This window comes from Tardiphaga sp. 42S5, from assembly GCF_034044155.1.
GTDB classification, from domain to species: Bacteria; Pseudomonadota; Alphaproteobacteria; order Rhizobiales; family Xanthobacteraceae; genus Tardiphaga; species Tardiphaga robiniae.
Genome location: NZ_CP139027.1, coordinates 4,707,860 through 4,733,419, shown reverse-complemented (window position 1 = coordinate 4,733,419; position 25,560 = coordinate 4,707,860). Strand labels below are relative to the sequence as shown.

Annotated in this window: 17 protein-coding genes; 16 read left to right on the top strand and 1 reads right to left on the bottom strand. The window is 60.7% G+C overall.

The features are described 5' to 3' along the window. Window position 1 precedes the first annotated feature (1 nt). The 9 genes from SFY93_RS22155 to SFY93_RS22115 all read left to right on the top strand — a co-directional run bounded on the left by SFY93_RS22155 (window position 2) and on the right by SFY93_RS22115 (window position 18,329). Window positions 2-2,167, top strand: coding sequence for a xanthine dehydrogenase family protein molybdopterin-binding subunit (locus SFY93_RS22155; protein WP_120286932.1), 2,166 nt, complete (start codon window positions 2-4; stop codon window positions 2,165-2,167). Continuing rightward, window positions 2,164-2,805, top strand: coding sequence for an Isoquinoline 1-oxidoreductase subunit (locus SFY93_RS22150; protein ID WP_068731517.1), 642 nt, complete (start codon window positions 2,164-2,166; stop codon window positions 2,803-2,805). The genes SFY93_RS22155 and SFY93_RS22150 overlap by 4 nt, the downstream gene beginning before the upstream one ends. Window positions 2,806-3,462: 657 nt before the next feature. Continuing rightward, window positions 3,463-3,981, top strand: coding sequence for a 50S ribosomal protein L10 (gene rplJ, locus SFY93_RS22145; RefSeq protein WP_089268275.1), 519 nt, complete (start codon window positions 3,463-3,465; stop codon window positions 3,979-3,981). 54 nt (window positions 3,982-4,035) lie between these two features. Beyond that, the gene (rplL, locus tag SFY93_RS22140) at window positions 4,036-4,413 is read left to right on the top strand and encodes a 50S ribosomal protein L7/L12 (RefSeq protein WP_089268274.1); all 378 of its coding nucleotides are present in this window, start codon (window positions 4,036-4,038) and stop codon (window positions 4,411-4,413) included. A 431-nt stretch (window positions 4,414-4,844) separates the two neighbouring features. Continuing rightward, entirely contained in the window at window positions 4,845-8,960 is a 4,116-nt protein-coding gene (gene rpoB, locus SFY93_RS22135; protein WP_120286934.1) for a DNA-directed RNA polymerase subunit beta, read from the top strand. 125 nt (window positions 8,961-9,085) lie between these two features. Further along, window positions 9,086-13,285, top strand: a complete 4,200-nt coding sequence (gene rpoC / locus SFY93_RS22130) for a DNA-directed RNA polymerase subunit beta' (RefSeq protein WP_089268272.1) — start codon at window positions 9,086-9,088, stop codon at window positions 13,283-13,285. Between the two features lie 95 nt (window positions 13,286-13,380). Continuing rightward, window positions 13,381-13,842: a GNAT family N-acetyltransferase gene (locus tag SFY93_RS22125; protein ID WP_320444603.1), complete on the top strand. Its 462-nt coding sequence runs from the start codon at window positions 13,381-13,383 to the stop codon at window positions 13,840-13,842. A gap of 267 nt (window positions 13,843-14,109) precedes the next feature. After that, on the top strand, window positions 14,110-16,164 hold the full coding sequence (locus SFY93_RS22120; RefSeq protein WP_320444602.1) for an FAD-dependent oxidoreductase: 2,055 nt from the start codon (window positions 14,110-14,112) through the stop codon (window positions 16,162-16,164). A 125-nt stretch (window positions 16,165-16,289) separates the two neighbouring features. Continuing rightward, on the top strand, window positions 16,290-18,329 hold the full coding sequence (locus tag SFY93_RS22115; RefSeq protein WP_320444601.1) for an ABC transporter ATP-binding protein: 2,040 nt from the start codon (window positions 16,290-16,292) through the stop codon (window positions 18,327-18,329). A gap of 25 nt (window positions 18,330-18,354) precedes the next feature. Here the strand turns inward: SFY93_RS22115 and SFY93_RS22110 are convergent, their stop codons facing one another. Further along, window positions 18,355-18,957 carry a TetR/AcrR family transcriptional regulator gene (locus SFY93_RS22110; protein ID WP_320444600.1) on the bottom strand — a complete coding sequence of 201 codons (603 nt, stop codon included), beginning with the start codon at window positions 18,955-18,957 and terminating at the stop codon, window positions 18,355-18,357. A gap of 104 nt (window positions 18,958-19,061) precedes the next feature. On the opposite strand from SFY93_RS22110, the gene SFY93_RS22105 reads away from it, so the two are divergent. The 7 genes from SFY93_RS22105 (at window position 19,062) to rplC (ending at window position 25,559) form a co-directional block, all read left to right on the top strand. After that, on the top strand, window positions 19,062-19,460 hold the full coding sequence (locus tag SFY93_RS22105) for a RidA family protein (RefSeq protein ID WP_320444599.1): 399 nt from the start codon (window positions 19,062-19,064) through the stop codon (window positions 19,458-19,460). A 738-nt stretch (window positions 19,461-20,198) separates the two neighbouring features. Then, on the top strand, window positions 20,199-20,570 hold the full coding sequence (gene rpsL, locus SFY93_RS22100) for a 30S ribosomal protein S12 (RefSeq protein WP_068731626.1): 372 nt from the start codon (window positions 20,199-20,201) through the stop codon (window positions 20,568-20,570). A gap of 15 nt (window positions 20,571-20,585) precedes the next feature. Continuing rightward, window positions 20,586-21,056: a 30S ribosomal protein S7 gene (gene rpsG, locus SFY93_RS22095; RefSeq protein WP_068731502.1), complete on the top strand. Its 471-nt coding sequence runs from the start codon at window positions 20,586-20,588 to the stop codon at window positions 21,054-21,056. A 31-nt stretch (window positions 21,057-21,087) separates the two neighbouring features. Next, window positions 21,088-23,160 (top strand): elongation factor G, encoded by a 2,073-nt coding sequence (gene fusA / locus SFY93_RS22090; protein WP_089268268.1) that lies wholly within the window; start codon window positions 21,088-21,090, stop codon window positions 23,158-23,160. 39 nt (window positions 23,161-23,199) lie between these two features. Then, entirely contained in the window at window positions 23,200-24,390 is a 1,191-nt protein-coding gene (gene tuf, locus SFY93_RS22085) for an elongation factor Tu (protein WP_184517871.1), read from the top strand. A gap of 83 nt (window positions 24,391-24,473) precedes the next feature. Beyond that, on the top strand, window positions 24,474-24,782 hold the full coding sequence (rpsJ, locus tag SFY93_RS22080) for a 30S ribosomal protein S10 (protein WP_013166261.1): 309 nt from the start codon (window positions 24,474-24,476) through the stop codon (window positions 24,780-24,782). Between the two features lie 51 nt (window positions 24,783-24,833). Further along, on the top strand, window positions 24,834-25,559 hold the full coding sequence (rplC, locus tag SFY93_RS22075) for a 50S ribosomal protein L3 (RefSeq protein ID WP_068731496.1): 726 nt from the start codon (window positions 24,834-24,836) through the stop codon (window positions 25,557-25,559). The last annotated feature ends 1 nt before the right edge of the window (window position 25,560 follow it).

Here is a 25,560-nt window from a genome sequence, read left to right as displayed (position 1 = left end):
CATGACCGTTCATGACACCAAGCTCTCCCGTCGCACGCTGCTCAAGGGCAGCGCTGGCCTCGTGCTCGGCGCTTACGTTGCCCGTGCCGACAAACTGTTCGCGCAGGCGGCGGCAAAGCCGTCAGTCAATATCGCGCCGAACACCTTCCTGATCATCAAGCCCGACAGCACCGTCACGGTACTGTGCAAGGGCATCGAATTCGGGCAGGGACCGTTCACCGGCATGGCGACTTTGGTCGCCGAAGAACTCGACGCGGACTGGGCGCAGATGCGTGCCGATCACGCGCCGTCAAATCCGCAGCTCTACAAGAATCTGGCGTTCGGCATGCAGGGCACCGGTGGCTCGACCGCCATCGCCAATTCCTACATCCAGATGCGCCAGGTCGGTGCCGCCGCGCGCCAGATGCTGGTCGCGGCTGCTGCCGATGCGTGGCAAGTGCCGGCAGGCGAAATCACTGTCGATAACGGTGTGATCAAACATGCGTCTGGCCATGAAGGTCGCTTCGGTGAATTCGCCGACAAGGCGATGGCCATGCCGGTGCCTGCCGATCCGAAGCTGAAGGACCCGTCGCAGTTCAGGTTGATCGGCAAGGAAGGCGTCGTGAAACGCCTCGACAGCGCCGACAAGACCAATGGCAAGGCGTTCTACACGCTCGATATCAACGAGCCGGACATGCTCACGGTGGTCGTGGCGCGTTCGCCGAAATTCGGCGGCAAGGTCGCGTCCTTCGATGCGACGGCTGCGAAAGCCGTAGCTGGTGTTGTCGACGTCAAGCAGGTGTCGAATGGGGTCGCTGTCTACGCCAAGGGTTTCTGGCCCGCGAAGATGGGCCGCGAAGCGCTGAAGATCACCTGGGACGACAGCAAGGCGGAGAAGCGTGGCAGTGCGGAACTGCTGCAGCAATTCCGCGGGCTGTCGAAGACGGCCGGCAAACTCGTGAAGGCCGAGGGCAAGTTCGAAGAGTCGATGGCCAAAGGTGGCCGCGTGATCGAGGTTGAATACGTCTTCCCGTATCTGGCCCATGCCGCGATGGAGCCGCTCAACGCCTATCTGAAATGGGACGGCGACACCGCCTATGCGCGCTACGGCTGCCAGTTTCCGACGCCTGACCATATGGCGATCTCCAAGGTGCTCGGGCTGCCGATCGAGAAGGTGAAGATCGACGTTCTTCTGGCCGGCGGCAGCTTCGGCCGCCGCGCCCAGCAGAGCACGCATCAGGCCATCGAGCTCGCCGAAGTCGCGAAAGCGATCGGACCGGGCAAGCCGGTCAAGCTGGTGTGGACGCGCGAGGACGATATGCGCGGTGGCTATTATCGGCCGTATTGCATCCACCGCATGCGCGGTGCGGTGCGCGACGGCAAGATTGAAGCCTGGAGCGACACCATCGTCAGCCAGTCGATCATGAAGGGCTCCTTCTTCGAGTCCATGATGTTCAAGGACGGCCTCGACCCGACGTCCTATGAAGGCTCGAACGAAATCCCGTACGACGTCGAGAACTTCCGCTGCGACATGCATCAGGTTGACGTCGGCGTGCCCGTGTTGTGGTGGCGCTCCGTGGGCCACACCCACACCGGTTATGTCGTCGAAGCCTTTGTCGATGAACTGCTCGAGGCCGCCGGCAAGGATCCGATCGAAGGTCGGCTTGAACTCCTGAGCAAGAAGCCGCGCCACGCAGGGGCTCTCAAGGCCGTCGCCGAACTCGCCGACTGGAAGAACTACAAGGTGCCGGCAGGCCGCGCGCGCGGCGTTGCGGTGGTCGAGAGCTTCAACACCTTCGTCGCGCAGGTCGTCGAACTGTCTATGACCGACGACGGTCCGAAGGTGCACAAGGTATGGTGCGCGGTGGATTGCGGCGTCGCCGTGAACCCCGACATCATCCGCGCACAGATGGAAGGTGGCATCGGCTTCGGCCTCGGTCACATCCTCTATGCGGAACAAACGCTGGATGCCGGCGCGCCGGTGTCCGGCAATTTCGATACCTATCGTTCGCTGCGCATCAACGAGATGCCGGAGATCGAGGTGGTCATCGTGAAATCGACCGAGAAGCCATCAGGCGTCGGCGAACCCGGCGTGCCTCCGCTCGGGCCTGCCGTTGCCAACGCGCTGGCGAAACTCGGAGTGGGAAGACCGCGGCAGTTGCCGATCGTGCCAGGAGCCTCAGCATGAGCTTGTTTAAGAACTCGATGTTGGCGCTGGTCGCCGGCGGCCTCGCGGCGGGTCTCCTCGCATTCGCGGAGCCGAGCTTCCAGGAGGCCGATGCGGCGGTCAGCAATCCGACCAAGCTGCAGTCGGTCTCGGCCTTCGCCAAGATCAAGAACAAGAACGAGCGTGCCGTGGCGCTGTTCACGGAAGCCGGCAAGGTCATCCAGTCGCCGCGCTGCATGAACTGCCATCCGGCCACCGAACGCCCGACCCAGACCGACCGCATGCGGCCGCATATCCCGCTGGTCGTGCGCGGCGAGGGCGGTGTCGGCGCAGCCGGTGGTCTCGCTTGCGCCACCTGCCACCACGAGAACAACTTCGATGCCGCCAACGTCCCGGGCAATCCGAAGTGGGCGCTGGCGCCCATCGAGATGGCCTGGCAGGGCAAGACGCTTGGCCAGATCTGCACCCAGATCAAGGACAAGGAGCGCAATGGCGGCAAGGACATGGCCGCGCTTGTGAAGCACATGGCCGAAGACGAGTTGGTCGGCTGGGGCTGGCATCCCGGTGGCAACCGGACCCCGGCGCCGGGTACCCAGAAGCAGTTCGGTGAACTGATCAAGGCCTGGGCCGATGCGGGAGCGGCCTGCCCGAAGGGGTGATGCAATCAAAAGTGGAGCCGGTTCAGCCGGTTCCACTTTTGCGCTCTGAGCGCCCTAAACGGCTCCCTTGCAGAAAAGATGCCACATCGGCATTTCGCGCTTGGCAACACGAAAAAGACTCGTTAAACAACCGTTTCCGGGCGTGCTGGCTGGTAGCTGGCGCGTCTGTGTTCGCACTCCGACAACCCACATCGCAGGAGACTTTTCCTTTCAGGCTGTCCATACGGATCGCTCGACGGGGATGGGACGCGCGACGCGGATTTGAGGAAGGCGGGCAGGGGTCACCAATAGGCCGCATGATGGCTTATCGATGATCCTGAATCCTGTCCGAGACTGCTGGCGCCTTAGATAAACGCAAGTTTCATCAACGGCTTAATCGTAAAACTTGATGCAGCCAGCATAGACGGGTGAAGACTGGATTTCGCCAATGTCGTTTTGTGCGACATGACGCGTATTTGGTTCGAACCTCGACACCCCGCGCCAACGCTGGTTCGCCAGGACGGTTCGGGAGGGCAGGCTATCATATCGTCTCGCCCGACGTGTCTTTAGACCATGTGTTTTAACGAGCATGGGTCTTGAGGTCAGGTTCAGGTGGGGCGGTGGGTGTAACCCGGCGGTCCTATCTCGATAGAGGCCGCCAACCGGAGAGAGCTTGCTGTGGAAAGAGCGGCTAAAAAGGACGCGGTCGACGCGCTGAACGGGGTCTTCAAGACCACCAGCGTTGCGGTCGTCGCCCATTATTCCGGCCTCACCGTTGCCCAGATGCAGAACCTGCGTTCGCAGATGAAGCTGGCTGGCGCCTCGGTGAAGGTCTCGAAGAACCGTCTCGCCAAAATTGCTCTTGAAGGCACGGATGTTGCTGCCATCGGTTCCCTGTTGAAGGGCCCGACTGTGATCGCCACTTCGGACGATCCGGTAGCTGCACCGAAGGTTGCCGTCGAATTTGCCAAGGCGAACGAGAAGTTCGTCATCCTTGGCGGCTCGATGGGTAAAACCGTCCTGAACGTCGACAGCGTCAAGGCCTTGGCCGCGCTGCCCTCGCTCGACGAACTGCGCGCGAAGATCCTCGGCCTCCTTGTGGCGCCGGCGACCAAGATCGCTCAGCTCTCGACAGCTCCCGCGGCGAAGCTCGCGCGTGTTGTTCAGGCCTATGCCTCAAAGAGCGAAGCGGCCTGACGCCCTTCGCATTCAAACCCTGGTTCGAACCAAATACGCTTAAGGAAATAGACAATGGCTGACCTACAGAAAATCGTTGACGATCTCTCGAGCCTGACCGTGCTCGAAGCTGCCGACCTCGCCAAGATGCTCGAAGAAAAGTGGGGCGTTTCGGCTGCTGCTGCTGTTGCAGTTGCTGGTCCGGCTGCTGGCGGCGGCGGTGCTGCTGCTGCTGAAGAAAAGACCGAGTTCACTGTCGTCCTGGCTTCGGCCGGCGACAAGAAGATCGAAGTCATCAAGGAAGTCCGTGCGATCACGGGTCTTGGCCTCAAGGAAGCCAAGGACCTGGTCGAAGGCGCTCCGAAGCCCGTCAAGGAAGGCGTTGCTAAGGACGAAGCCGAGAAGATCAAGGGTCAGCTCGAGAAGGCTGGCGCGAAGGTCGAACTCAAGTAAGACCCTTTATGGGTTCCATCTGGAGGGCGGCCATTTGGTCGCCCTCTGGGCCGGAACTCGATGGACTACACAGGAATGTGTGGGGATGCGCTGGGAACCACCCTCGAATCTCCATGATTGCCATCCCATATCGGGACGGCAGCACGAAAAACACGGTCTGACAGCGGAAACGGCGACGTTTCCGGTTAAGCCGTTGGGAGATGGGCAATTTTCGGGCTTTTCGGTCCGTAGCTAGACGGTTTGGACGGGCGAGGTGCAGTCGGGCATCGCGCACGTCGTTTTGCGTTCTGCGATTCAAATGCTCGGGAGAGGGATTTTGTTCCTCACATTGGGCGTCGAATTCGGAACGTTCTTGGAAATTCAACCCGGAGGCGATGGCAGTCGCGCTCTGGAAGGTTCGCCCCTTTCGGGCGACGCAATGAGAGGCCACGATGGGTCAGCAGACGTTCACAGGTCGCAAGCGCGTTCGCAAGTTCTTCGGTCATATTAAAGAAGTCGCAGAGATGCCGAACCTCATCGAGGTTCAGAAGGCGTCCTACGACCAGTTCCTGATGGTCGATGAGCCGACCGGCGGTCGCCTCGACGAAGGTCTGCAGGCTGTTTTCCGTTCGGTGTTTCCGATCTCGGATTTCTCGGGCACCTCGATGCTGGAATTCGTGCGCTACGAATTCGAGCCGCCGAAGTATGACGTCGATGAGTGCCGCCAGCGCGGCATGACCTATGCTGCGCCGCTGAAGGTGACGCTGCGCCTGATCGTGTTCGATATTGACGAAGAAACCGGCGCCAAGTCCGTCAAGGACATCAAGGAGCAGGACGTCTACATGGGCGACATCCCGCTCATGACCATGAACGGCACCTTCGTCGTCAACGGCACCGAGCGCGTCATCGTCTCGCAGATGCATCGTTCGCCGGGCGTGTTCTTTGACCACGACAAGGGCAAGACCCATTCGTCGGGCAAGCTGCTGTTCGCTGCCCGCGTGATCCCGTATCGCGGTTCCTGGCTGGACATCGAGTTCGACGCCAAGGACATCGTGTTCGCGCGTATCGACCGTCGCCGCAAGATTCCGGTGACGTCGCTGATGTTCGCGCTGGGTCTGGATGGCGAAGAGATTCTCTCGACGTTCTACAAGAAGATCCAGTTCAAGAAGATCAAGGAAGGCTGGCGCGTTCCGTTCGACGCCACCCGTTTCCGTGGCTACTCCACCGTCAACGACCTGATCGATGCCGACACCGGCAAGGTCGTGCTCGAAGCCGGCAAGAAGCTCACCGTGCGCGCTGCCCGTCAGCTTGCCGAGAAGGGCCTCAAGGCGCTGCGTCTGACCGACGAAGAGTTGGTCGGCAACTATCTCGCCGAGGACCTCGTCAACGTGAAGACCGGTGAAATCTACGCCGAAGCCGGCGAGGAAATCACCGAGAAGTCGCTGAAGGCGCTGAACGAGGAGGGTTACAAGGAACTCCCGCTGCTCGACATCGACCACGTCAATATCGGTGCCTATATCCGCAACACGCTCTCGGCAGACAAGAACCTGACGCGTGAAGACGCGCTGTTCGACATCTACCGCGTGATGCGTCCGGGCGAGCCGCCGACGCTCGAATCCGCGCAGAACATGTTCCAGTCGCTGTTCTTCGACTCGGAGCGTTACGACCTCTCGGCCGTGGGCCGCGTGAAGATGAACATGCGCCTCGAACTCGACGCGCCGGACACTCATCGCACGCTGCGCAAAGAAGACATCCTCGCCGTCATCAAGACGCTGGTGGACCTGCGCGACGGCAAGGGCGAAATCGACGACATCGACCATCTCGGCAACCGCCGTGTGCGTTCGGTCGGCGAGCTGATGGAAAATCAGTATCGCGTCGGCCTGCTGCGCATGGAGCGCGCCATCAAGGAACGTATGTCGTCCGTCGACATCGACACCGTGATGCCGCAGGACCTGATCAACGCGAAGCCCGCGGCTGCCGCGGTGCGCGAGTTCTTCGGTTCGTCGCAGCTGTCGCAGTTCATGGACCAGACCAACCCGCTCTCAGAAATCACCCACAAGCGTCGTCTTTCGGCGCTTGGCCCGGGCGGTCTGACCCGCGAGCGCGCCGGCTTCGAAGTCCGCGACGTGCATCCGACCCACTACGGCCGTATCTGCCCGATTGAGACGCCGGAAGGCCCGAACATCGGTCTGATCAACTCGCTCGCCACCTTCGCGCGCGTCAACAAGTACGGCTTCGTCGAGACCCCTTACCGCAAGGTCAAGGACGGTCGCGTCACCGATGAGGTCGTGTACCTCAGCGCGATGGAAGAGGGCCGCTACTCGGTCGCGCAGGCGAACGTGTCGCTCGACGCCAAGGGCAAGTTCACCGAAGACATGATCATCTGCCGTCACGCCGGCGACGTGTTGCCGCTGCCGGCCGACAAGGTCGACTACATGGACGTGTCGCCGAAGCAGCTCGTTTCGGTCGCTGCGGCGCTGATCCCGTTCCTCGAGAACGACGACGCCAACCGCGCGCTGATGGGCTCGAACATGCAGCGTCAGGCCGTGCCTCTGGTGCGCGCTGAAGCGCCGTTCGTCGGTACCGGCATGGAAGCCGTCGTGGCCCGCGACTCCGGTGCTGCGATCGCTGCCCGCCGTTCGGGTGTCATCGACCAGATCGACGCAACCCGCGTGGTTATCCGCGCGACCGAAGATCTCGATCCGACTAAGTCGGGCGTCGATATCTATCGCCTGATGAAGTACCAGCGTTCGAACCAGTCGACCTGTATCAACCAGCGTCCGCTGGTGAAGGTTGGCGACGTCATTCGCAAGGGCGACATCATTGCCGATGGTCCGTCGACCGATCTCGGTGAACTCGCACTCGGCCGCAACGTGCTCGTCGCGTTCATGCCGTGGAATGGCTACAACTTCGAAGACTCGATCCTCCTCTCGGAGCGGATCGTGAAGGAAGACGTCTTCACCTCGATCCACATCGAGGAATTCGAAGTCATGGCCCGCGACACCAAGCTCGGCCCTGAGGAAATCACCCGCGACATTCCGAACGTGTCGGAAGAAGCGCTGAAGAACCTCGACGAAGCCGGTATCGTCTATATCGGCGCCGAAGTTCGCGCCGGCGATATCCTGGTCGGCAAGATCACGCCGAAGGGCGAAAGCCCGATGACGCCGGAAGAAAAGCTTCTGCGCGCCATCTTCGGTGAAAAGGCGTCGGACGTTCGCGACACCTCGCTCCGCGTGCCTCCGGGCGTGCAGGGCACGATCGTCGAAGTCCGCGTGTTCAACCGGCACGGCGTCGACAAGGACGAACGTGCTCTGGCGATCGAGCGGGAAGAAATCGAACGTCTCGCCAAGGACCGTGACGACGAACAGGCCATCCTGGATCGTAACGTCTACGGCCGTCTGGCTGATCTTCTGGAGAACAAGGTCGGCATCGCCGGTCCGAAGGGCTTCAAGAAGGACGGCAAGATCACGCGCGCCGTGCTCGACGAAAATCCGCGGTCGCAGTGGTGGATGTTCGCCACCGCGAACGACAAGCTGATGACCGAAATCGAAGCGATGCGGAAGCAGTACGACGAGTCGAAGAAGGGCCTTGAACAGCGCTTCCTCGACAAGGTCGAGAAGCTGCAGCGTGGCGACGAATTGCCGCCAGGCGTGATGAAGATGGTCAAGGTCTTCGTCGCGGTGAAGCGCAAGATTCAGCCCGGCGACAAGATGGCCGGACGTCACGGCAACAAGGGCGTGGTGTCGAAGATCGTTCCGATCGAAGACATGCCGTTCCTTGAAGACGGTACGCATGCGGACATCGTGCTGAACCCACTCGGCGTGCCTTCGCGCATGAACGTCGGTCAGATCTTGGAGACGCATCTTGGCTGGGCCTGCGCAGGCATGGGCAAGAAGATCGGTCAGACCATCGACGCCTATTACCAGAAGCAGGATCTGAAGCCGCTGCGCGACACCCTGAAGAAGGTTTACGGCGAAGACGAAGTCATCAAGTCGCTGAACGACACCGAGCTGCTTGAGTTGGCGCGTAACCTGAAGCCCGGCGTGCCGATTGCGACGCCGGTGTTCGACGGTGCGAAGGAAGCCGACATCGAAGAGATGTTGAAGATGGCTGGCTTCGACGCGTCCGGTCAGTCCACCGTCTATGACGGCCGGACCGGCGACCAGTTCGATCGCAAGGTGACTGTGGGCTACATCTACATGCTCAAGCTTCACCATCTCGTGGACGACAAGATCCACGCGCGTTCGATCGGTCCGTACTCGCTCGTCACGCAGCAGCCGCTGGGTGGTAAGGCGCAGTTCGGCGGTCAGCGCTTCGGTGAAATGGAAGTGTGGGCGCTCGAGGCTTACGGCGCGGCGTACACGCTCCAGGAAATGCTGACGGTGAAGTCGGACGACGTCGCGGGCCGTACCAAGGTCTACGAGGCGATCGTGCGCGGCGACGACACGTTCGAGGCCGGTATTCCGGAATCGTTCAACGTGCTGGTCAAGGAAATGCGCTCGCTCGGCCTCAACGTCGACCTGCACAATTCCAAGCTGCCGGGGCCGACCTCCGAAGCTGCCGAGTAAGAACAAGCGTTACGCCCGGCCTGATGGCCGGGCGTCCGCACCCAGCCGGGACGTGGGGCAGGGTGTGTGGCTCTAAAGAATTTCGAATTTGCTGCTGATGGCGATCGGCACGCGAGGAGAAGACGATGAACCAAGAAATTATGAATCTCTTCAATCCGACGACTCCGGCTCAGGTCTTCGACCAGATCCGGATCTCGATTGCGTCCCCGGAGAAGATTCTGTCGTGGTCCTACGGCGAGATCAAGAAGCCGGAAACCATCAATTACCGTACCTTCAAGCCCGAGCGCGACGGCCTGTTCTGCGCCCGCATCTTCGGGCCCATCAAGGATTACGAGTGCTTGTGCGGCAAGTACAAGCGCATGAAGTACAAGGGCATCATCTGCGAGAAGTGCTCGGTCGAAGTGACCCTGTCGCGCGTCAGACGCGAGCGCATGGGTCACATCGAACTAGCCGCTCCGGTTGCGCATATCTGGTTCTTGAAGTCGCTGCCGTCGCGCATCGGCCAGTTGCTGGACATGACGCTCAAGGATCTCGAGCGCATCCTGTATTTTGAATACTACGTCGTTCTCGAGCCGGGTCTCACCGCGCTCAAGGACCGTCAGCTGCTGTCTGAAGAAGAATATCTGAAGGCGCAGGACGAATACGGCCAGGACTCGTTCACCGCGATGATCGGTGCCGAGGCGATCCGTGAACTGTTGAAGGGTCTGGAGCTCGAGAAGCTCGACGAGCAGCTGCGCGTCGAGATGAAGGAGACCGAATCCGACATCAAGCACAAGAAGCTCGCCAAGCGCCTGAAGATCGTCGAGGCCTTCCGCTATTCCGGTAACAAGCCGGAATGGATGATCCTCACGGTGGTGCCGGTGATCCCGCCGGATCTGCGTCCGCTGGTGCCGCTGGATGGCGGCCGCTTCGCGACGTCGGATCTGAACGATCTGTATCGCCGCGTCATCAATCGTAACAACCGCTTGAAGCGTCTGATGGAGCTCCGCGCGCCGGACATCATCATCCGCAACGAAAAGCGCATGCTGCAGGAGGCCGTCGACGCACTGTTCGACAACGGCCGCCGTGGCCGTGTCATCACCGGCGCCAACAAGCGTCCGCTGAAGTCGCTGGCTGACATGCTGAAGGGCAAGCAGGGTCGTTTCCGTCAGAACCTGCTCGGTAAGCGCGTCGACTATTCGGGCCGTTCGGTCATCGTCGTCGGTCCCGAGCTGCGTCTGCATCAGTGCGGCCTGCCGAAGAAGATGGCGCTCGAACTGTTCAAGCCGTTCATCTATTCGCGTCTCGACGCCAAGGGTCTGTCCACCACGGTGAAGCAGGCGAAGAAGCTCGTTGAAAAAGAACGTCCCGAGGTCTGGGACATCCTTGACGAGGTCATTCGCGAGCATCCCGTGCTGCTGAACCGCGCGCCGACGCTGCATCGTCTGGGCATCCAGGCGTTCGAGCCGGTGCTGATCGAAGGCAAGGCGATCCAGCTGCATCCGCTGGTCTGCTCGGCCTTCAACGCCGACTTCGACGGCGACCAGATGGCCGTGCACGTTCCGCTGTCGCTCGAAGCGCAGCTGGAAGCGCGCGTCCTGATGATGTCGACCAACAACATCCTGCATCCGGCGAACGGTCAGCCGATCATCGTGCCGTCGCAGGACATCGTGCTGGGTCTGTACTACCTGTCGACCATGCGTGCGGGTCTCCCGGGCGAAAACAAGCTGTATCGTGAGATGGCGGAGATCGAGCATGCGCTGCATGCGAAGGTCATCCACCTCCACACCAAGATCAAATACAGCTGGTCCGGTCTCGATGCGGACGGCAAGCCGGTCACGCGCATGGTGGAAACCACTGCCGGTCGTGCGATGCTCGGTCAGGTTCTGCCGAAGTCGCCGAAGATGCCTTTCGACGTCATCAACAAGCTGATGACCAAGAAGGAAATCTCGGGCGTCATCGATCAGGTCTACCGTCACTGCGGTCAGAAAGAGACCGTGATCTTCTGCGATCGCATCATGGCGCTCGGCTTCTACAACGCGTTCAAGGCCGGCATCTCGTTCGGCAAGGACGATATGGTCGTGCCGGGTTCGAAGTGGAAGATCGTCGACGCCACCCGTGCGTTCGCGAAGGACTTCGAACAGCAGTATAATGACGGTCTGATCACCCACGGTGAGAAGTACAACAAGGTCGTCGACGCCTGGTCGAAGGCGGGTGAAGAAGTCGCCAAGGAGATGATGAAAGAAATCTCCTCGGTGAAGAGGAATGCGGCGGGTGAAGAAGCCCAGATCAACTCGATCTACATGATGGCGCATTCCGGTGCCCGTGGTTCGCCGGCCCAGATGCGTCAGCTCGGTGGTATGCGCGGCCTGATGGCCAAGCCGTCGGGCGAGATCATCGAAACGCCGATCATCTCGAACTTCAAGGAAGGTCTGTCGGTTCTCGAATACTTCAACTCGACCCACGGCGCTCGTAAGGGCCTCGCGGACACCGCGCTGAAGACCGCGAACTCGGGCTATCTGACCCGCCGTCTCGTCGACGTGGCGCAGGACTGCATCATCACGCAGACCGATTGCGGCACCAATCTCGGCATCAAGATGCGCGCCATCATCGACTCCGGTTCGGTGGTCGCATCGCTGGCGTCGCGTATCCTCGGTCGTTCGGCCTGCGAAGACATTCGCGATCCCGCGACCAACAAGGTGCTGATCAAGCGCAACACGCTGATGGAAGAGAAGGACGTCGATCTGCTCCAGCAGGCCGGCATCCAGGAAGTGAAGATCCGTTCGGCTCTCACTTGCGAACTGGTCAACGGCATCTGCGGCACCTGCTACGGCCGCGATCTGGCCCGCGGCACGCCCGTCAACCACGGTGAGGCCGTCGGCGTCATCGCGGCGCAGTCGATCGGCGAGCCCGGCACGCAGCTGACGATGCGTACGTTCCACATCGGCGGCGCGGCGCAGCTCAACGAGCAGTCGGTGATCGAGTCGAACTTCGACGGCAAGATCACGATCAAGAACGAGAACATCGCCAAGAACGGCGAAGGCCACATGGTTGCAATGGTGCGCAACATGGTCATCGCCATCTCTGACGCCGATGGCACCGAGCGTGCGACGTACCGTATCCAGTACGGTGCTCGCGTTCACGTGGCCAACGGCGACATGATCAAGCGTGGCCAGCGTATCGCGGAATGGGATCCGTATTCCCGTCCGCTGCTGACCGAAGTCGACGGCACGATCGGGTTTGAAGACCTGATCGACGGCCAGTCGATTACGGAAACGCTCGACGAGTCCACCGGTATCGCCAAGCGCGTCGTTACCGACTGGCGTTCGTCGCGTGGTGGTGCGGACTTGCGTCCGGCCATCGTCATCAAGGGCAAGGACGGCAAGGTCCTCAAGCTCGCACGTGGCGGCGACGCCCGTTACATGCTGTCGCCCGACGCCATTCTGTCGGTCGACGTCGATGCCAAGGTGACCTCGGGCGACATTCTTGCCCGTGTCTCGATGGAAAGCGCGAAGACGCGTGACATCACCGGCGGTCTGCCGCGGGTGGCCGAATTGTTCGAGGCGCGCAAGCCGAAGGACGCGGCGATCATCGCGGAAATCGGCGGCACCATCCGCTTTGGACGCGACTACAAGAACAAGCGTCGCATCTCGATCGAGCCGCTCGACAAGAACGAGGAGACCCGCGAGTACCTCATTCCGAAGGGCAAGCAGATCCATCTGCAGGACGGCGACATCGTCGAAAAGGGCGATTACATCGTCGAAGGCAATCCGGCGCCGCACGACATTCTGGCGATCAAGGGCATCGAGGAACTCGCTGCCTATCTGGTCAACGAAATCCAGGAAGTTTACCGGTTGCAGGGCGTGCTCATCAACGACAAGCACATCGAAGTGATTGTCCGTCAGATGCTGCAGAAGGTCGAGATTACCGATCAGGGCGAGACCGACATGATCTCGGGCGAGCAGATCGACAAGATCGAGTTCGACGCGCTGAACCTGAAGGCGAAGGAAGAAGGCAAGAAGATCGCGACCGGAAACCCTGTGCTGCTGGGCATCACCAAGGCCAGCTTGCAGACCCGTTCGTTCTTCTCGGCAGCGTCGTTCCAGGAGACCACGCGCGTGCTCACCGAAGCTGCCGTCAATGGCAAGGTGGACCCGCTCGAAGGCCTCAAGGAAAACGTCATTGTCGGCCGCCTGATCCCGGCCGGTACTGGCGCCTCGATGGCGAAGATCCGCGAAGTCGCAATGAAGCGCGACAAGATGATCCTCGACGAGCGCGAGAAGCAGGCGGCGATCGTGCCGTCGGCTCCGGAGCCCGAGCCGCTGATGCTGCCGTCGGCCGAGTAATCGGGCCGGGCAGACTTAAGAAACGAAAGGGCCGGCGCAAGCTGGCCCTTTCTCGTTTTGATCTGTTCATTCGGTTGGCAACGGAGAGCGGTCAGATGACATGCGATATTCGGCCGGCTCAAGCCGGCGATGCAGCAGGTATCAGCCGCGTCATCATCCGCGCGCTGCGCGAAACCAATGCGAAGGATTACACGCCCGATATCATCGCGCGCGTTGAGCTCAGTTTCAGCTCCGCGGTCGTCGAACGATTGATCGACCAGCGCGAGGTGTTCGTTGCCGAGATGGACAATCGTGTTGTCGGCACGGCGAGCCTGGATGGGCACGCCCTGCGGACCATGTTCGTCTTGCCGGATGTGCAAGGGCGCGGCATCGGCCGTTTGCTGGTGCAGCGGATCGAGAGGGTCGCCCGTGAACGACAGCTTGCGATTCTGACGGTTCCGGCGACGGTCACCGCAGAGGCTTTTTACGCGAGACTGGGCTTCACGGCCGTTCGCGAGGCCTATCACGGTGAGGAGCGGACCATCGTCATGGAGCGTGTCTTGTCGCCGACCAACTGACCTGCCATTGCAGATCACATCAATGCCATGGAAAAGGCCGGCGAAAGCCGGCCTTTTTCGCGTGTGACGTGTATTGCGGCGCACCACATGCTTTTGTTCATCTTTCCTTCAGCTGAAAAATGTTTTCACTTGGAGGGGGTTAGCGCGAGTCGACGGGGTCGACGGGCCAGCCTTGCAGCGTCAGCGGATTCCGCTTTGGCTGGGAATACGTTACATCGACCGTTGCCGGATATTGCCGCCGGCAAACACGACGCGTGAAAGAAACCTATGCTTGATCTTGCAATTGTTGGTGGTGGTCCAGGCGGCCTGATGAGCGCCTGGTATCTCAAGAAGAAGCTCGGCGATCTCTGTCGTGTCACCATCTACGAGGCGTCCGACCGCGTCGGCGGCAAGATTCTCACGCGCAAGTTCGATAGCGCGCCAGCCATGTACGAAGCTGGCGTTGCGGAAATCTACGATTACTCGATGACAGGGCCGGATCCGCTGCGCGAGCTGATCCAGCATTTCGGCCTTCAGACCATTCCGATGGATGCCGAGCAGGTGCAGCTCGACGGCGAGCTGCTCAACGACGTGCCGGGCATGCGCAAGAAATACGGCCCGAAGACCGCAGCCGCCATTGAAGCCTTCCGCAAGAAGTGCGCGAGCATGGTGTCGCCGATCGAATATTACGAAGGCGTCGGTTCGCACGACAACGAACACCCCTGGGCATGGATAAATGCCGAGGAGCTGCTCGACAAGGAAGTCAGCGATCCCATTGCCAAGCGCTTCCTGAAGGTGATGGCGCGCTCCGACATCGCGACCGAGACGCACAACACCAACGGCCTCAATGCGCTGAAGAACTTCGTGATGGATGTCGATGGCTATATCGGCCTCTATTCGATCCAGAACGGCAACGAGCAGCTGATCTCCTGCCTGCAGTCAGAAGTCGATGCCGACATCCGGCTCAATCACCGTGTGCTCAAGGTCGGCAAGACCGAGCAGGGCCGCTATCAGCTCGACATGATGAACGGCAAGGGGCCGGACACCCGCGATTTCGATCTCGTGGTGATGTGCCTGCCGCATTCATGGCTGGCGACCATGCGCTGGGACGGCGAGCAGCTGCGCAAGTCGATGGTCAAGCATGTCTCTTACTTCGACCGCCCGGCGCATTATCTGCGGATCTCGCTGCTGTTCGATACGCCGTTCTGGGGCGAGCAGATTCCCGGCGCCTGGTTCATGTCGGAAGCCTTCGGCGGCTGCTGTGTCTATAACGAGGGCGCGCGCCACGATGTCGGCAAGCACGGCGTGCTGAACTGGCTGGTGCCAGGCTCCGACGCGCTGGCCTTTGCCAATCTCACAGATGATGAGTTGATCGATGCCGCGCTGAAGTCGTTGCCGGCCTCGTTTGGCGATGCGCGTGAGCATCTGCTGGAAGGCAAGATTCATCGCTGGCTGTCGTCGGTCAACGCGATCCCCGGCGGCATGCCGGTGCGCGATGTCATGACCAATCACCGGCCGGAGCCGAAGGATCATCCGGGCCTCGTCGTGGTCGGCGACTATCTGTTCGACTCGACGCTGAACGGTCTGCTCGACTCCTCCGATGCCGCCACCGACATTATCCTCACCGAGATGATGCGCCTGCGCCGTGCGCAGGGTCAGAATGGCACGACGATCTCCGACAAGATCGATCGCGACTATTTCCAGAACTATCGCGGTGTCGGTCCCTACAGCGAGGTCTGGAGCCAGTTTACCGACCCGGCTTATCTGACAAATCTCATCAAGATCGTCTGGGGCCGCGCCAAGGGCTACAAGCTGCTGGTCGCCGGCTCGGCATCAGGCGAACTGGTCGGCGCGCTGCGTGCCAGGGGTATCGACGCCTGGGGTGTCGAGAACAACAAGGCGATCCACGCCAGGACGCCAAAGGCGCTGCAGAAGTTCAACAAGCTCGGCTCGATCACCGATCTGCCGTTCAAGGCCGGGCAGTTCGATTTCGTGTTCGAGACCAGCCTGTGCCATGTCGGCGACAAGCAGGTGGTGACGGCCGTGCAGGAGCTCAACCGCGTCGTGAAGACCGGCCTCGTGTTCGGTTCGGTCACGTCCGACATGGCGCCGGCGGTGATCGATCGCTATGACCTGCTGCGCGGCGTCAAGAAGCTCGGCACCTGGTGGGAGTGGTCGGAACTGTTCTTCGGTAATGGCTTCGACCTGTCGATGCATCGCCGCGACTGCACCGAGGCGGTGTGGGAAGCGACATTGGCCGCCGGCAAGGGACCGGGCCACTGGTATGCCGACGCGGACAGCCTGCGTTACTCGTTCTTCGACAAGGTCGATGCCGAGGACTGATCTTTGGCATCGGCCTTCGGTTGCTTTGCCGAGGACATTCTGATCGCATAGGATCATTGCCGTGGCTGTCCGGGCCGCTTCATTGATTCTTGCGGTCGAAGGACCGTGCAGCAACGGTTCGTTCCATGGCGTCGAAGCCACCTCCAAAGCCTCCATCTGACGATAAGAACGCGGCCGAGCCGGCCACGCCGCTCGATGACAAGTTTGCGCTCCCAGTTGGCGCTGCCGCCGCTTCGGTTCCCAGCACGAAACCGCCGGCTGTCGAGAAGACGGCAAAAGCCAAGCCTGCCGTCGATGATGATGACGAGGATGAAGACGACGAGCTCGATGACGATGATGACGAGGAACTGGTCGTCTTCACCGCGCGCGAGGCCGCCGGCGCATTCGGAACGGTGTATCGTTTCACGAGGCCGTTGCTCGGCAAGTACCGCAAGCTGCTTGGCTTCGTTGGCTTCGGCGTTCTGGTCGAGACGCTGTTCAACGTCATCATGCCGCTCAGCCTCAAATATCTGATCGACGATGCGCTCGGCGAGGAGGATTTCGACGCACTGTTCAAGATCCTGTCGGTGCTGGCCGTCGCCGGCATTGTCACGTCGATCGTTGCGATCTGGTACGAGCGCTGGGACGCCAAACTGGCAGCCTCGATCATCACGGACGTCCGCTCGCGTCTGTTCGATCATGTGCAGGATCTGCCGTCGGCCTATTTCGCCCGCACCAAGCGCGGCGAGATACTGTCCCGCTTCTCGATCGATCTGTCGTCTTTCGAGACGGCCATCAAGAGTTTCGCCAACAGCGCATTGCTGCCGTTCCTCGAACTGATCGCCGGCATCGGGCTGATGCTGTATCTGAACTGGCAGCTGGCCGCCGTCGCGCTATTGATTTTCCCGATCACGCTGATCGGCCCGCGCATTCTGACGCCGAAGGCCGTGCAGGCCAATTACGACCAGAAGCTCAGCGAAGCGTCAGTGCTCGGCATGGTGCAGGAAAACATCGCGGCACAGGCGGTAATCAAGGCCTTCAGCCTGCAGCGGCGTACCATGGGCTGGTTCCGGCTACGTAATAACGAAACGCGCGACAGGATTGCGGCGGCGACCTTCCTGTCGACCATGGTCGAGCGCTCGGTCACCGTCTCCGTATTGCTGTTGCATTTGGTGGTGCTGGCGATCGGCGCCTATCTCGCCACCAAGGGGCAGATCACGGTTGGTACGTTCGTTACGTTTGAAAGCGCGTTCTGGGAGGTGTCCTACAACATCGCCCATGTGATGCACTTTATCCCGGTGTCGATCCAGGCAGCGGCCGCCGTGCGGCACATGGAGGAGATGCTCGACGAGCCGACACGTGGCTCCGACAAGCCGGGCTCACCGGAGCTGCCGCGCATCGTCAACGACATCACGTTCGATCGCGTCTCGTTCAAGTATGAGAACAGCCAGCAGCCGGTGCTGGACAATCTCAGCCTCAAGATCAATGTCGGCAAGACCGTCGCCATTGTCGGCCCATCCGGTTCCGGCAAGAGCACGTTGCTGAACCTGATCCTGCGGCTCTATATGCCGGACGAGGGCAGGGTGACCATTGACGGCGTCGATATCCGAAAGATCACGCGCGAGTCCCTGCGCGGCCACATGGCCGTGGTGTTCCAGGAGAACATGCTGTTCAACATGTCGATCCGCGAGAACATCCGGCTCGGCAAGGAAGGCGCCACCGACGAGGAAGTCGAGCAGGCGGCGCGCAAGGCCGAGATCCATCGCTACATCATGAGCCTGCCGGACAAATACGATACGCAGGTCGGTGAACGCGGCGATACGCTATCGGGCGGCCAACGCCAGCGCATTGCGATCGCGCGGGCCGTCGTCCGCAATCCGTCGGTGCTCCTGCTGGATGAGGCGACATCCGCCCTCGACCAGACAACCGAGGCGGCGCTCAACAAGACGCTGTTCAAACTCGCCAAGGGCCGCACCCTGATTTCGTCGACGCACCGGCTGGCCGCCGTGGTGGATATGGACGAAATCATCGTCATCAATGGCGGCAAGGCGATCGAGCGCGGCTCGCACAAGGAGCTGCTGGCGCTGAACGGTACCTATCGCCAGCTCTGGGACGACCAGCAGCACAGGTCATCTGCCAGCGACGATGATGATGACGAGGATGACGACGACGACGACGACGAGTGAGCGCATCTGAAGATGTGTGAGGCGGTCATCCCGCCGTTCGCAGCAAGCCCGCAGCGAGCTGGCGGAACGCCTCGACAGCTTTCGTAAGGACCGCGTGGGGATCGTCGGCGGCAGCGATCCAGAGGGCGGCATTGAGCGCCGCGCCATTGATCAGACGGGCCGCCGCTTCGGCATCGACAGGCTTGACCGTTCCATCGTCGATCAACCGTTGAATCGTCTGTGTTGTCGTGCGCAGACACGCCGTCTGGTTCGGCCATTGCGAGGGATCGCCGAGTACGGCGGGGCCGTCCAGCAGCATGATGCGCTGGATCTCCGGCTCGAGGGACATTTCGATATAGGCGACGCCTTCGTTGAGAAACCCGTCCCATGCGGTGTCCGCCTGACCGCGGGCAGCGCGCATGCGCGCCAACATTTCCGCGTCGATCTGATCGATGACGGCCTGCAGCAAACCCTTCTTGTCGCCGAAGTTGTGATAGAGCGCGCCGCGCGTCAGGCCGGCTTCGGCGGTCAGATCGTCCATCGACGCGGCCGCATAGCCTTTGGCGGCGAAAGCCGTCCGGGCCGCCCGGATGAGCTTGGCCCGGGTTTCCTCCACCATTTCTGCACGCCGTCTCGCGACCACTGTCATCTCCGGAAAGCAACATACGCGCTGTATGCGTATTGACATACGAGGCGTATGTCGGATTATGCTGACATACGGGGCGTATATAATCTCTGAACAGGACTGACACCATGACCAAACGCGACGCGATTTTCCCGGCCGGCCGGCAGGCGCTTTACGAGATCAACCGGTATTCGGCGGCGATACGCTCGGGCGACCTCCTGTTTGTCTCCGGCCAGGTCGGCAGCCGAGAAGACGGGTCGCCGGAACCGGTTTTCGAACAGCAGGTCCAGCTGGCATGCGATAACCTCGCGGCCGTGCTGAAGGCGGCAGGTTGCACATTCGACGACGTGGTCGACGTGACCACCTTCCACACCGACCCGGCCACGCAGTTCGCGGCGGTCAACGCCGTCCGATTGGCCGTGATTGGCGAGCCGCCGTACCCGAACTGGACCGCGGTCGGGGTCAACTGGCTGGCGGGCTTCGATTTCGAGATCAAGGTTATAGCGCGGCTCCCTGCGTCGACTTGATTGGCAGGTCGTGAGTGTCGGGTGGGGTGGGCTGTGTCCCTCTCCATTCGGACCCCTGGTAATATTTGCTGCTGATCGATGCTGGCCCGGTGTGCCGATTCGGGACGCGATACGACTCGCATCGGATGCGCGTCGGCGGGGCAGGGCGCAAAAAATCCGCAACCCAGGCGATTCTCTTTCATCAAACTGCAACGAATCCGAGTCGCGGATTCTTTCGTGGATGACATGTCGGGCGTCGAAATCGCGTATGTTCTGTCATGATCCACATGCTAGAAGATGCAGTGCGAGAAGCGTTTCTTTCATCGCGCTTTGTTGTTGACTTGGGTATCCCCTGCGGATACAACCCGGCCATTCAACGACAGGCGGTGAGCTTCGCCAGTGTCGGAACGGATCACCCAGTCGGCTTTTCGGAGCTAATCGGGCACCAACCTCGACCAAGAAGCTCAAACGCTGTCGCTATATCAAGGCAATGCCAAAACGACGTTTGTCTCCTGAGAGACTTCTCTCTTGAGATTAAATTCGAATGCATGACCTCGGTGCAGATCTAAAGACGCAAGTCTGGCGGTCATGATCGCGGTCCTCTGTGGCGTTAAGCGCTTTCCGTTCAGCAATGAATGGTTGGCGTGATTTCGTTTTGCGTGAAGCTTTTCACGTGATGCGAACCGTGGGGCAGGTTGCTCCGATGTGATTTTGAGGAAGCCGTTACGGCTTCGAGCGAACTAAAGGGTGAAGGCTGACATGCCGACGATCAACCAGCTGATCGCTACTCCGCGCGCAATTCAGAAGTCGCGCAAGAAGGTTCCTGCGCTGCAGCAGTCGCCGCAGAAGCGCGGCGTTTGCACGCGCGTCTACACGACGACTCCGAAGAAGCCGAACTCGGCGCTTCGTAAGGTTGCCAAGGTGCGTCTGACCAATGGCTTCGAAGTCATCGGTTACATTCCGGGTGAAGGTCATAACCTTCAGGAGCACTCCGTGGTCATGATCCGCGGCGGTCGCGTCAAGGATTTGCCCGGCGTGCGTTACCACATTCTCCGCGGCGTGCTGGATACCCAGGGCGTCAAGAACCGTAAGCAGCGTCGTTCGAAGTACGGCGCGAAGCGTCCGAAGTAAGCCGGGGTCTGATCGATGTCTCGTCGCCATTCTGCTGAAAAGCGTGAAGTTAACCCGGATCCGAAGTTCGGGAACGTCATCGTCACCAAGTTCATGAATTCGATCATGTATGACGGCAAGAAGTCTGCCGCCGAAACCATCGTTTACGGTGCTTTCGAAATGATCGAAGCGAAGACCAAGCAGGGTCCGCTCGGCGTGTTCGAGCAGGCTCTGGAAAATGTGATGCCGACGATCGAAGTTCGTTCGCGTCGCGTCGGCGGCGCTACCTACCAGGTGCCGGTTGAAGTCCGCAGCATTCGGCGCCAGGCGCTGGGTATTCGCTGGCTGATCACCGCTGCACGCGCTCGCAACGAGAAGACCATGACCGAGCGTCTCTCGGCTGAGCTGCTCGATGCGTCGAACAACCGTGGTAACGCCGTGAAGAAGCGAGAAGACGTGCACAAGATGGCGGAAGCCAATCGCGCATTCTCGCATTATCGCTGGTAACGGCGAAACTCCGGAATTTAAGGAACATCCCATGCCTCGCGTACATGCCATTGAGGACTACCGTAACTTCGGTATCATGGCGCATATCGATGCCGGTAAGACGACAACGACCGAGCGCATCCTCTATTACACCGGCAAGAGCCACAAAATCGGCGAAGTGCACGAAGGTGCCGCGACGATGGATTGGATGGAGCAGGAGCAGGAGCGTGGCATCACCATCACGTCCGCCGCTACCACTGCATTCTGGAACGGCCATCGCCTGAACATCATCGACACCCCCGGCCACGTCGACTTCACGATTGAAGTCGAGCGTTCGCTGCGCGTGCTCGACGGCGCCGTGTGCGTTCTCGACTCCAACCAGGGCGTCGAGCCGCAGACCGAAACCGTCTGGCGTCAGGGCGACAAGTACAAGGTTCCGCGGATCGTTTTCGCGAACAAGATGGATAAGACCGGCGCTGACTTCTACAAGTGCCTGCAGGACATCATCGATCGTCTCGGTGCGAAGCCCGTTGCTATCCAGCTGCCGATCGGCGCGGAGAACGACTTCGTCGGCATGGTCGATCTCGTGATCATGAAGGCCTATATCTGGAACAACGAGGCCCTCGGCGCGAAGTACGAAACCGTCGACATTCCGGCTGACCTGGTCGAGAAGGCCAAGGAATATCGCGAGAAGCTGCTCGAAGCCGCCGTCGAACTCGACGATGAGGCGATGACTGCTTACCTCGATGGCACCGAGCCGGACGAGGCAACCCTCAAGCGTCTGATCCGCAAGGCCGTGCTGACTGGCGCGTTCTACCCGGTTCTCTGCGGCTCGGCCTTCAAGAACAAGGGCGTGCAGCCTTTGCTCGACGCGGTTGTCGATTATCTGCCGTCGCCGGTTGACGTTCCTGCCATCAAGGGCACGGACGAAGACGGCAACGAGATCCTCCGCAAGGCGGACGACAAGGAGCCGCTGGCTCTGCTCGCATTCAAGATTATGGACGATCCGTTCGTCGGCACCATCACCTTCTGCCGCATCTATTCGGGTGTTCTGCAGAGCGGCACCGGTGTCGTGAACTCGACCCGTGAGAAGAAAGAACGTATCGGCCGCATGCTGCTGATGCATGCGAACAACCGCGAAGACATCAAGGAAGCCTTTGCCGGCGACATCGTCGCTCTGGCTGGCCTCAAGGAAGCCCGCACCGGTGACACGCTTTGCGATCCGGACAAGCAGGTCATTCTCGAGCGCATGGAATTCCCGGAACCGGTGATCGAAATCGCGATCGAGCCGAAGTCCAAGGCCGACCAGGAAAAGCTGGGGGTCGCTCTGGCGAAGCTCGCCGCGGAAGATCCGTCGTTCCGCGTGTCGACCGACCACGAGTCCGGCCAGACCATTCTGAAGGGCATGGGCGAACTCCATCTCGACATCAAGGTCGACATTCTGCGCCGTACCTACAAGGTCGACGCGAATATCGGCGCACCGCAGGTGGCGTTCCGTGAGAAGATCACGAAGCGCGCTGAAGTCGACTATACCCACAAGAAGCAGACCGGTGGTACCGGCCAGTTCGCCCGCGTCAAGTTCGTGGTCGAGCCGGGCGAGCCGGGTTCGGGCTTCGTGTTTGAATCCAAGGTTGTCGGTGGTTCGGTTCCGAAGGAATACATCCCCGGCGTCGAAAAGGGTCTCAACAGCGTCATGACCTCGGGCGTGGTCGCGGGCTTCCCCGTGGTCGACGTTCATGTCCAGCTGGTTGACGGCGCCTATCACGACGTCGACTCGTCGGCACTGGCCTTCGAAATTGCTTCGCGCGCGGCACTCCGCGACGCGCTGCAGAAGGGCAAGTCCGTTCTGCTCGAGCCGATCATGAAGGTCGAATGCGTGACCCCGGAAGACTACACCGGTTCGGTCATCGGCGACTTGAACTCGCGGCGCGGTCAGATCCAGGGTCAGGACATGCGCGGCAACGCCAACGTCATCAACGCGATGGTGCCGCTCATGAACATGTTCGGTTACGTGAACACGCTGCGCTCGATGAGCCAGGGTCGTGCAACGTTCTCGATGTCATTCGATCACTACGCGGAAGCGCCGGCCAATGTGTCGGCAGAAGTCCAGAAGAAGTTTGCCTGATTGTCGTTAGCGACAGTTGACGACTAAACGGAGAGAGTCATGGCCAAAGCAAAATTTGAACGTAACAAGCCGCACTGCAATATTGGTACGATCGGTCACGTTGACCACGGCAAGACGTCGCTGACGGCGGCGATCACGAAGGTGCTGGCAGAGACGGGCGGTGCCACGTTCACCGCTTACGACCAGATCGACAAGGCGCCCGAGGAAAAGGCCCGCGGCATCACCATTTCGACCGCTCACGTCGAATACGAGACCGCCAACCGCCACTACGCCCACGTCGACTGCCCCGGCCACGCCGACTATGTGAAGAACATGATCACCGGCGCCGCGCAGATGGACGGTGGCATCCTGGTCGTGTCGGCCGCCGACGGCCCGATGCCGCAGACCCGCGAGCACATCCTGCTCGCCCGCCAGGTCGGCGTTCCCGCGCTGGTCGTGTTCCTGAACAAGTGCGACATGGTCGACGATCCGGAGCTGCTCGAGCTCGTGGAAATGGAAGTCCGCGAATTGCTCTCGAAGTACGACTTCCCGGGCGACGACATTCCGATCATCAAGGGTTCGGCGCTGGCCGCTCTCGAAAACTCGGACCAGAAGCTCGGTCACGACGCGATCCTCGAACTGATGAAGAACGTCGACAGCTACATCCCGCAGCCGGAGCGTCCGGTTGACCAGCCGTTCCTGATGCCGGTGGAAGACGTGTTCTCGATCTCGGGCCGCGGTACGGTCGTGACCGGCCGCGTCGAGCGCGGCATCGTCAAGGTCGGCGAGGAAATCGAAATCGTCGGCATCCGCGCCACGCAGAAGACGATCTGCACCGGCGTTGAAATGTTCCGCAAGCTGCTCGATCAGGGCCAGGCCGGCGACAACATCGGCGCGCTGCTGCGCGGCACCAAGCGTGAAGACGTCGAGCGCGGCCAGGTGCTGTGCAAGCCGGGTTCGGTGAAGCCGCACACCAAGTTCAAGGCCGAGGCCTACATCCTGACCAAGGAAGAGGGTGGCCGTCACACGCCGTTCTTCACCAACTACCGTCCGCAGTTCTACTTCCGCACCACCGACGTGACCGGTGTTGTGCATCTGCCGGAAGGCACCGAAATGGTGATGCCGGGCGACAACATCGCCATGGAAGTGCACCTGATCGTGCCGATCGCGATGGAAGAGAAGCTGCGCTTCGCCATCCGTGAAGGCGGCCGCACCGTTGGTGCAGGCGTCGTCGCTAGCATCATCGAGTAAGGACGCGAACAGGAAGTCGTGAGTAGCGGGTCTCGCTACTCGCTACTCGCAACAACCATTCGCTTTCAAAGAAAGACACGGCAATGAACGGCCAGAATATCCGCATTCGTCTCAAGGCGTTCGATCATCGTATCCTCGATGCATCGACCCGTGAGATCGTAAGCACCGCGAAGCGCACGGGTGCACAGGTCCGTGGACCCATCCCGCTGCCGACGCGCATCGAGAAGTTCACGGTCAACCGTTCGCCGCACGTCGACAAGAAGAGCCGCGAGCAGTTCGAGATGCGCACCCATAAGCGTCTTCTCGATATCGTCGATCCGACCCCGCAGACAGTCGATGCTTTGATGAAGCTCGACCTGGCCGCCGGTGTCGACGTCGAGATCAAGCTCTAAGTATTTAGGTCCCGTCCGGTCAAACGGACAGAAAGAACAGGAAGCACGCCGATGCGCTCCGGAGTGATCGCACAAAAGGTCGGGATGACCCGGGTCTTCACAGACGCCGGTGAACATATCCCTGTGACCGTGCTCAAGCTGGGTAACTGCCAGGTGGTTGGCCACCTCACCAGCGAGAAGAACGGTTACGTCGCGCTGCAGCTCGGATCGGGCTCGCGCAAGACCGTGTATTTGCCCAAGGCTGAACGCGGCCAGTTCGCGGTCGCCAAGGTTGAACCCAAGCGGAAGGTCGCGGAATTCCGCGTGTCGGAAGACGCGCTGATCCCGGTCGGCGCCGAGATTCAGGCAGACCACTTCGTGGTTGGCCAGTTCGTCGACGTCACCGGCACCTCGGTCGGTAAGGGCTTCGCCGGTGGTATGAAGCGCTGGAATTTCGGCGGTCTTCGCGCCACGCACGGTGTGTCGGTTTCGCATCGTTCGATCGGTTCGACCGGTGGTCGTCAGGATCCCGGCAAGACCTTCAAGAACAAGAAGATGCCCGGTCACATGGGTGTCGATCGTATCACCACGCTCAACCTGCGCGTCGTGCAGCTTGATGTCGAGCGCGGTCTGATCCTCGTCGAAGGCGCCGTTCCCGGCTCCAAGGGCGGCTGGATTTCGGTTCGCGATGCGGTGAAGAAGGCTCTGCCGAAGGACGCGCCGAAGCCCGGCAAGTTCAAGCTGGCAGGAGAGGGTGCGACCGTTGAAGCACCTGCGGCTGAGCAGGAAGGAGCGTGAG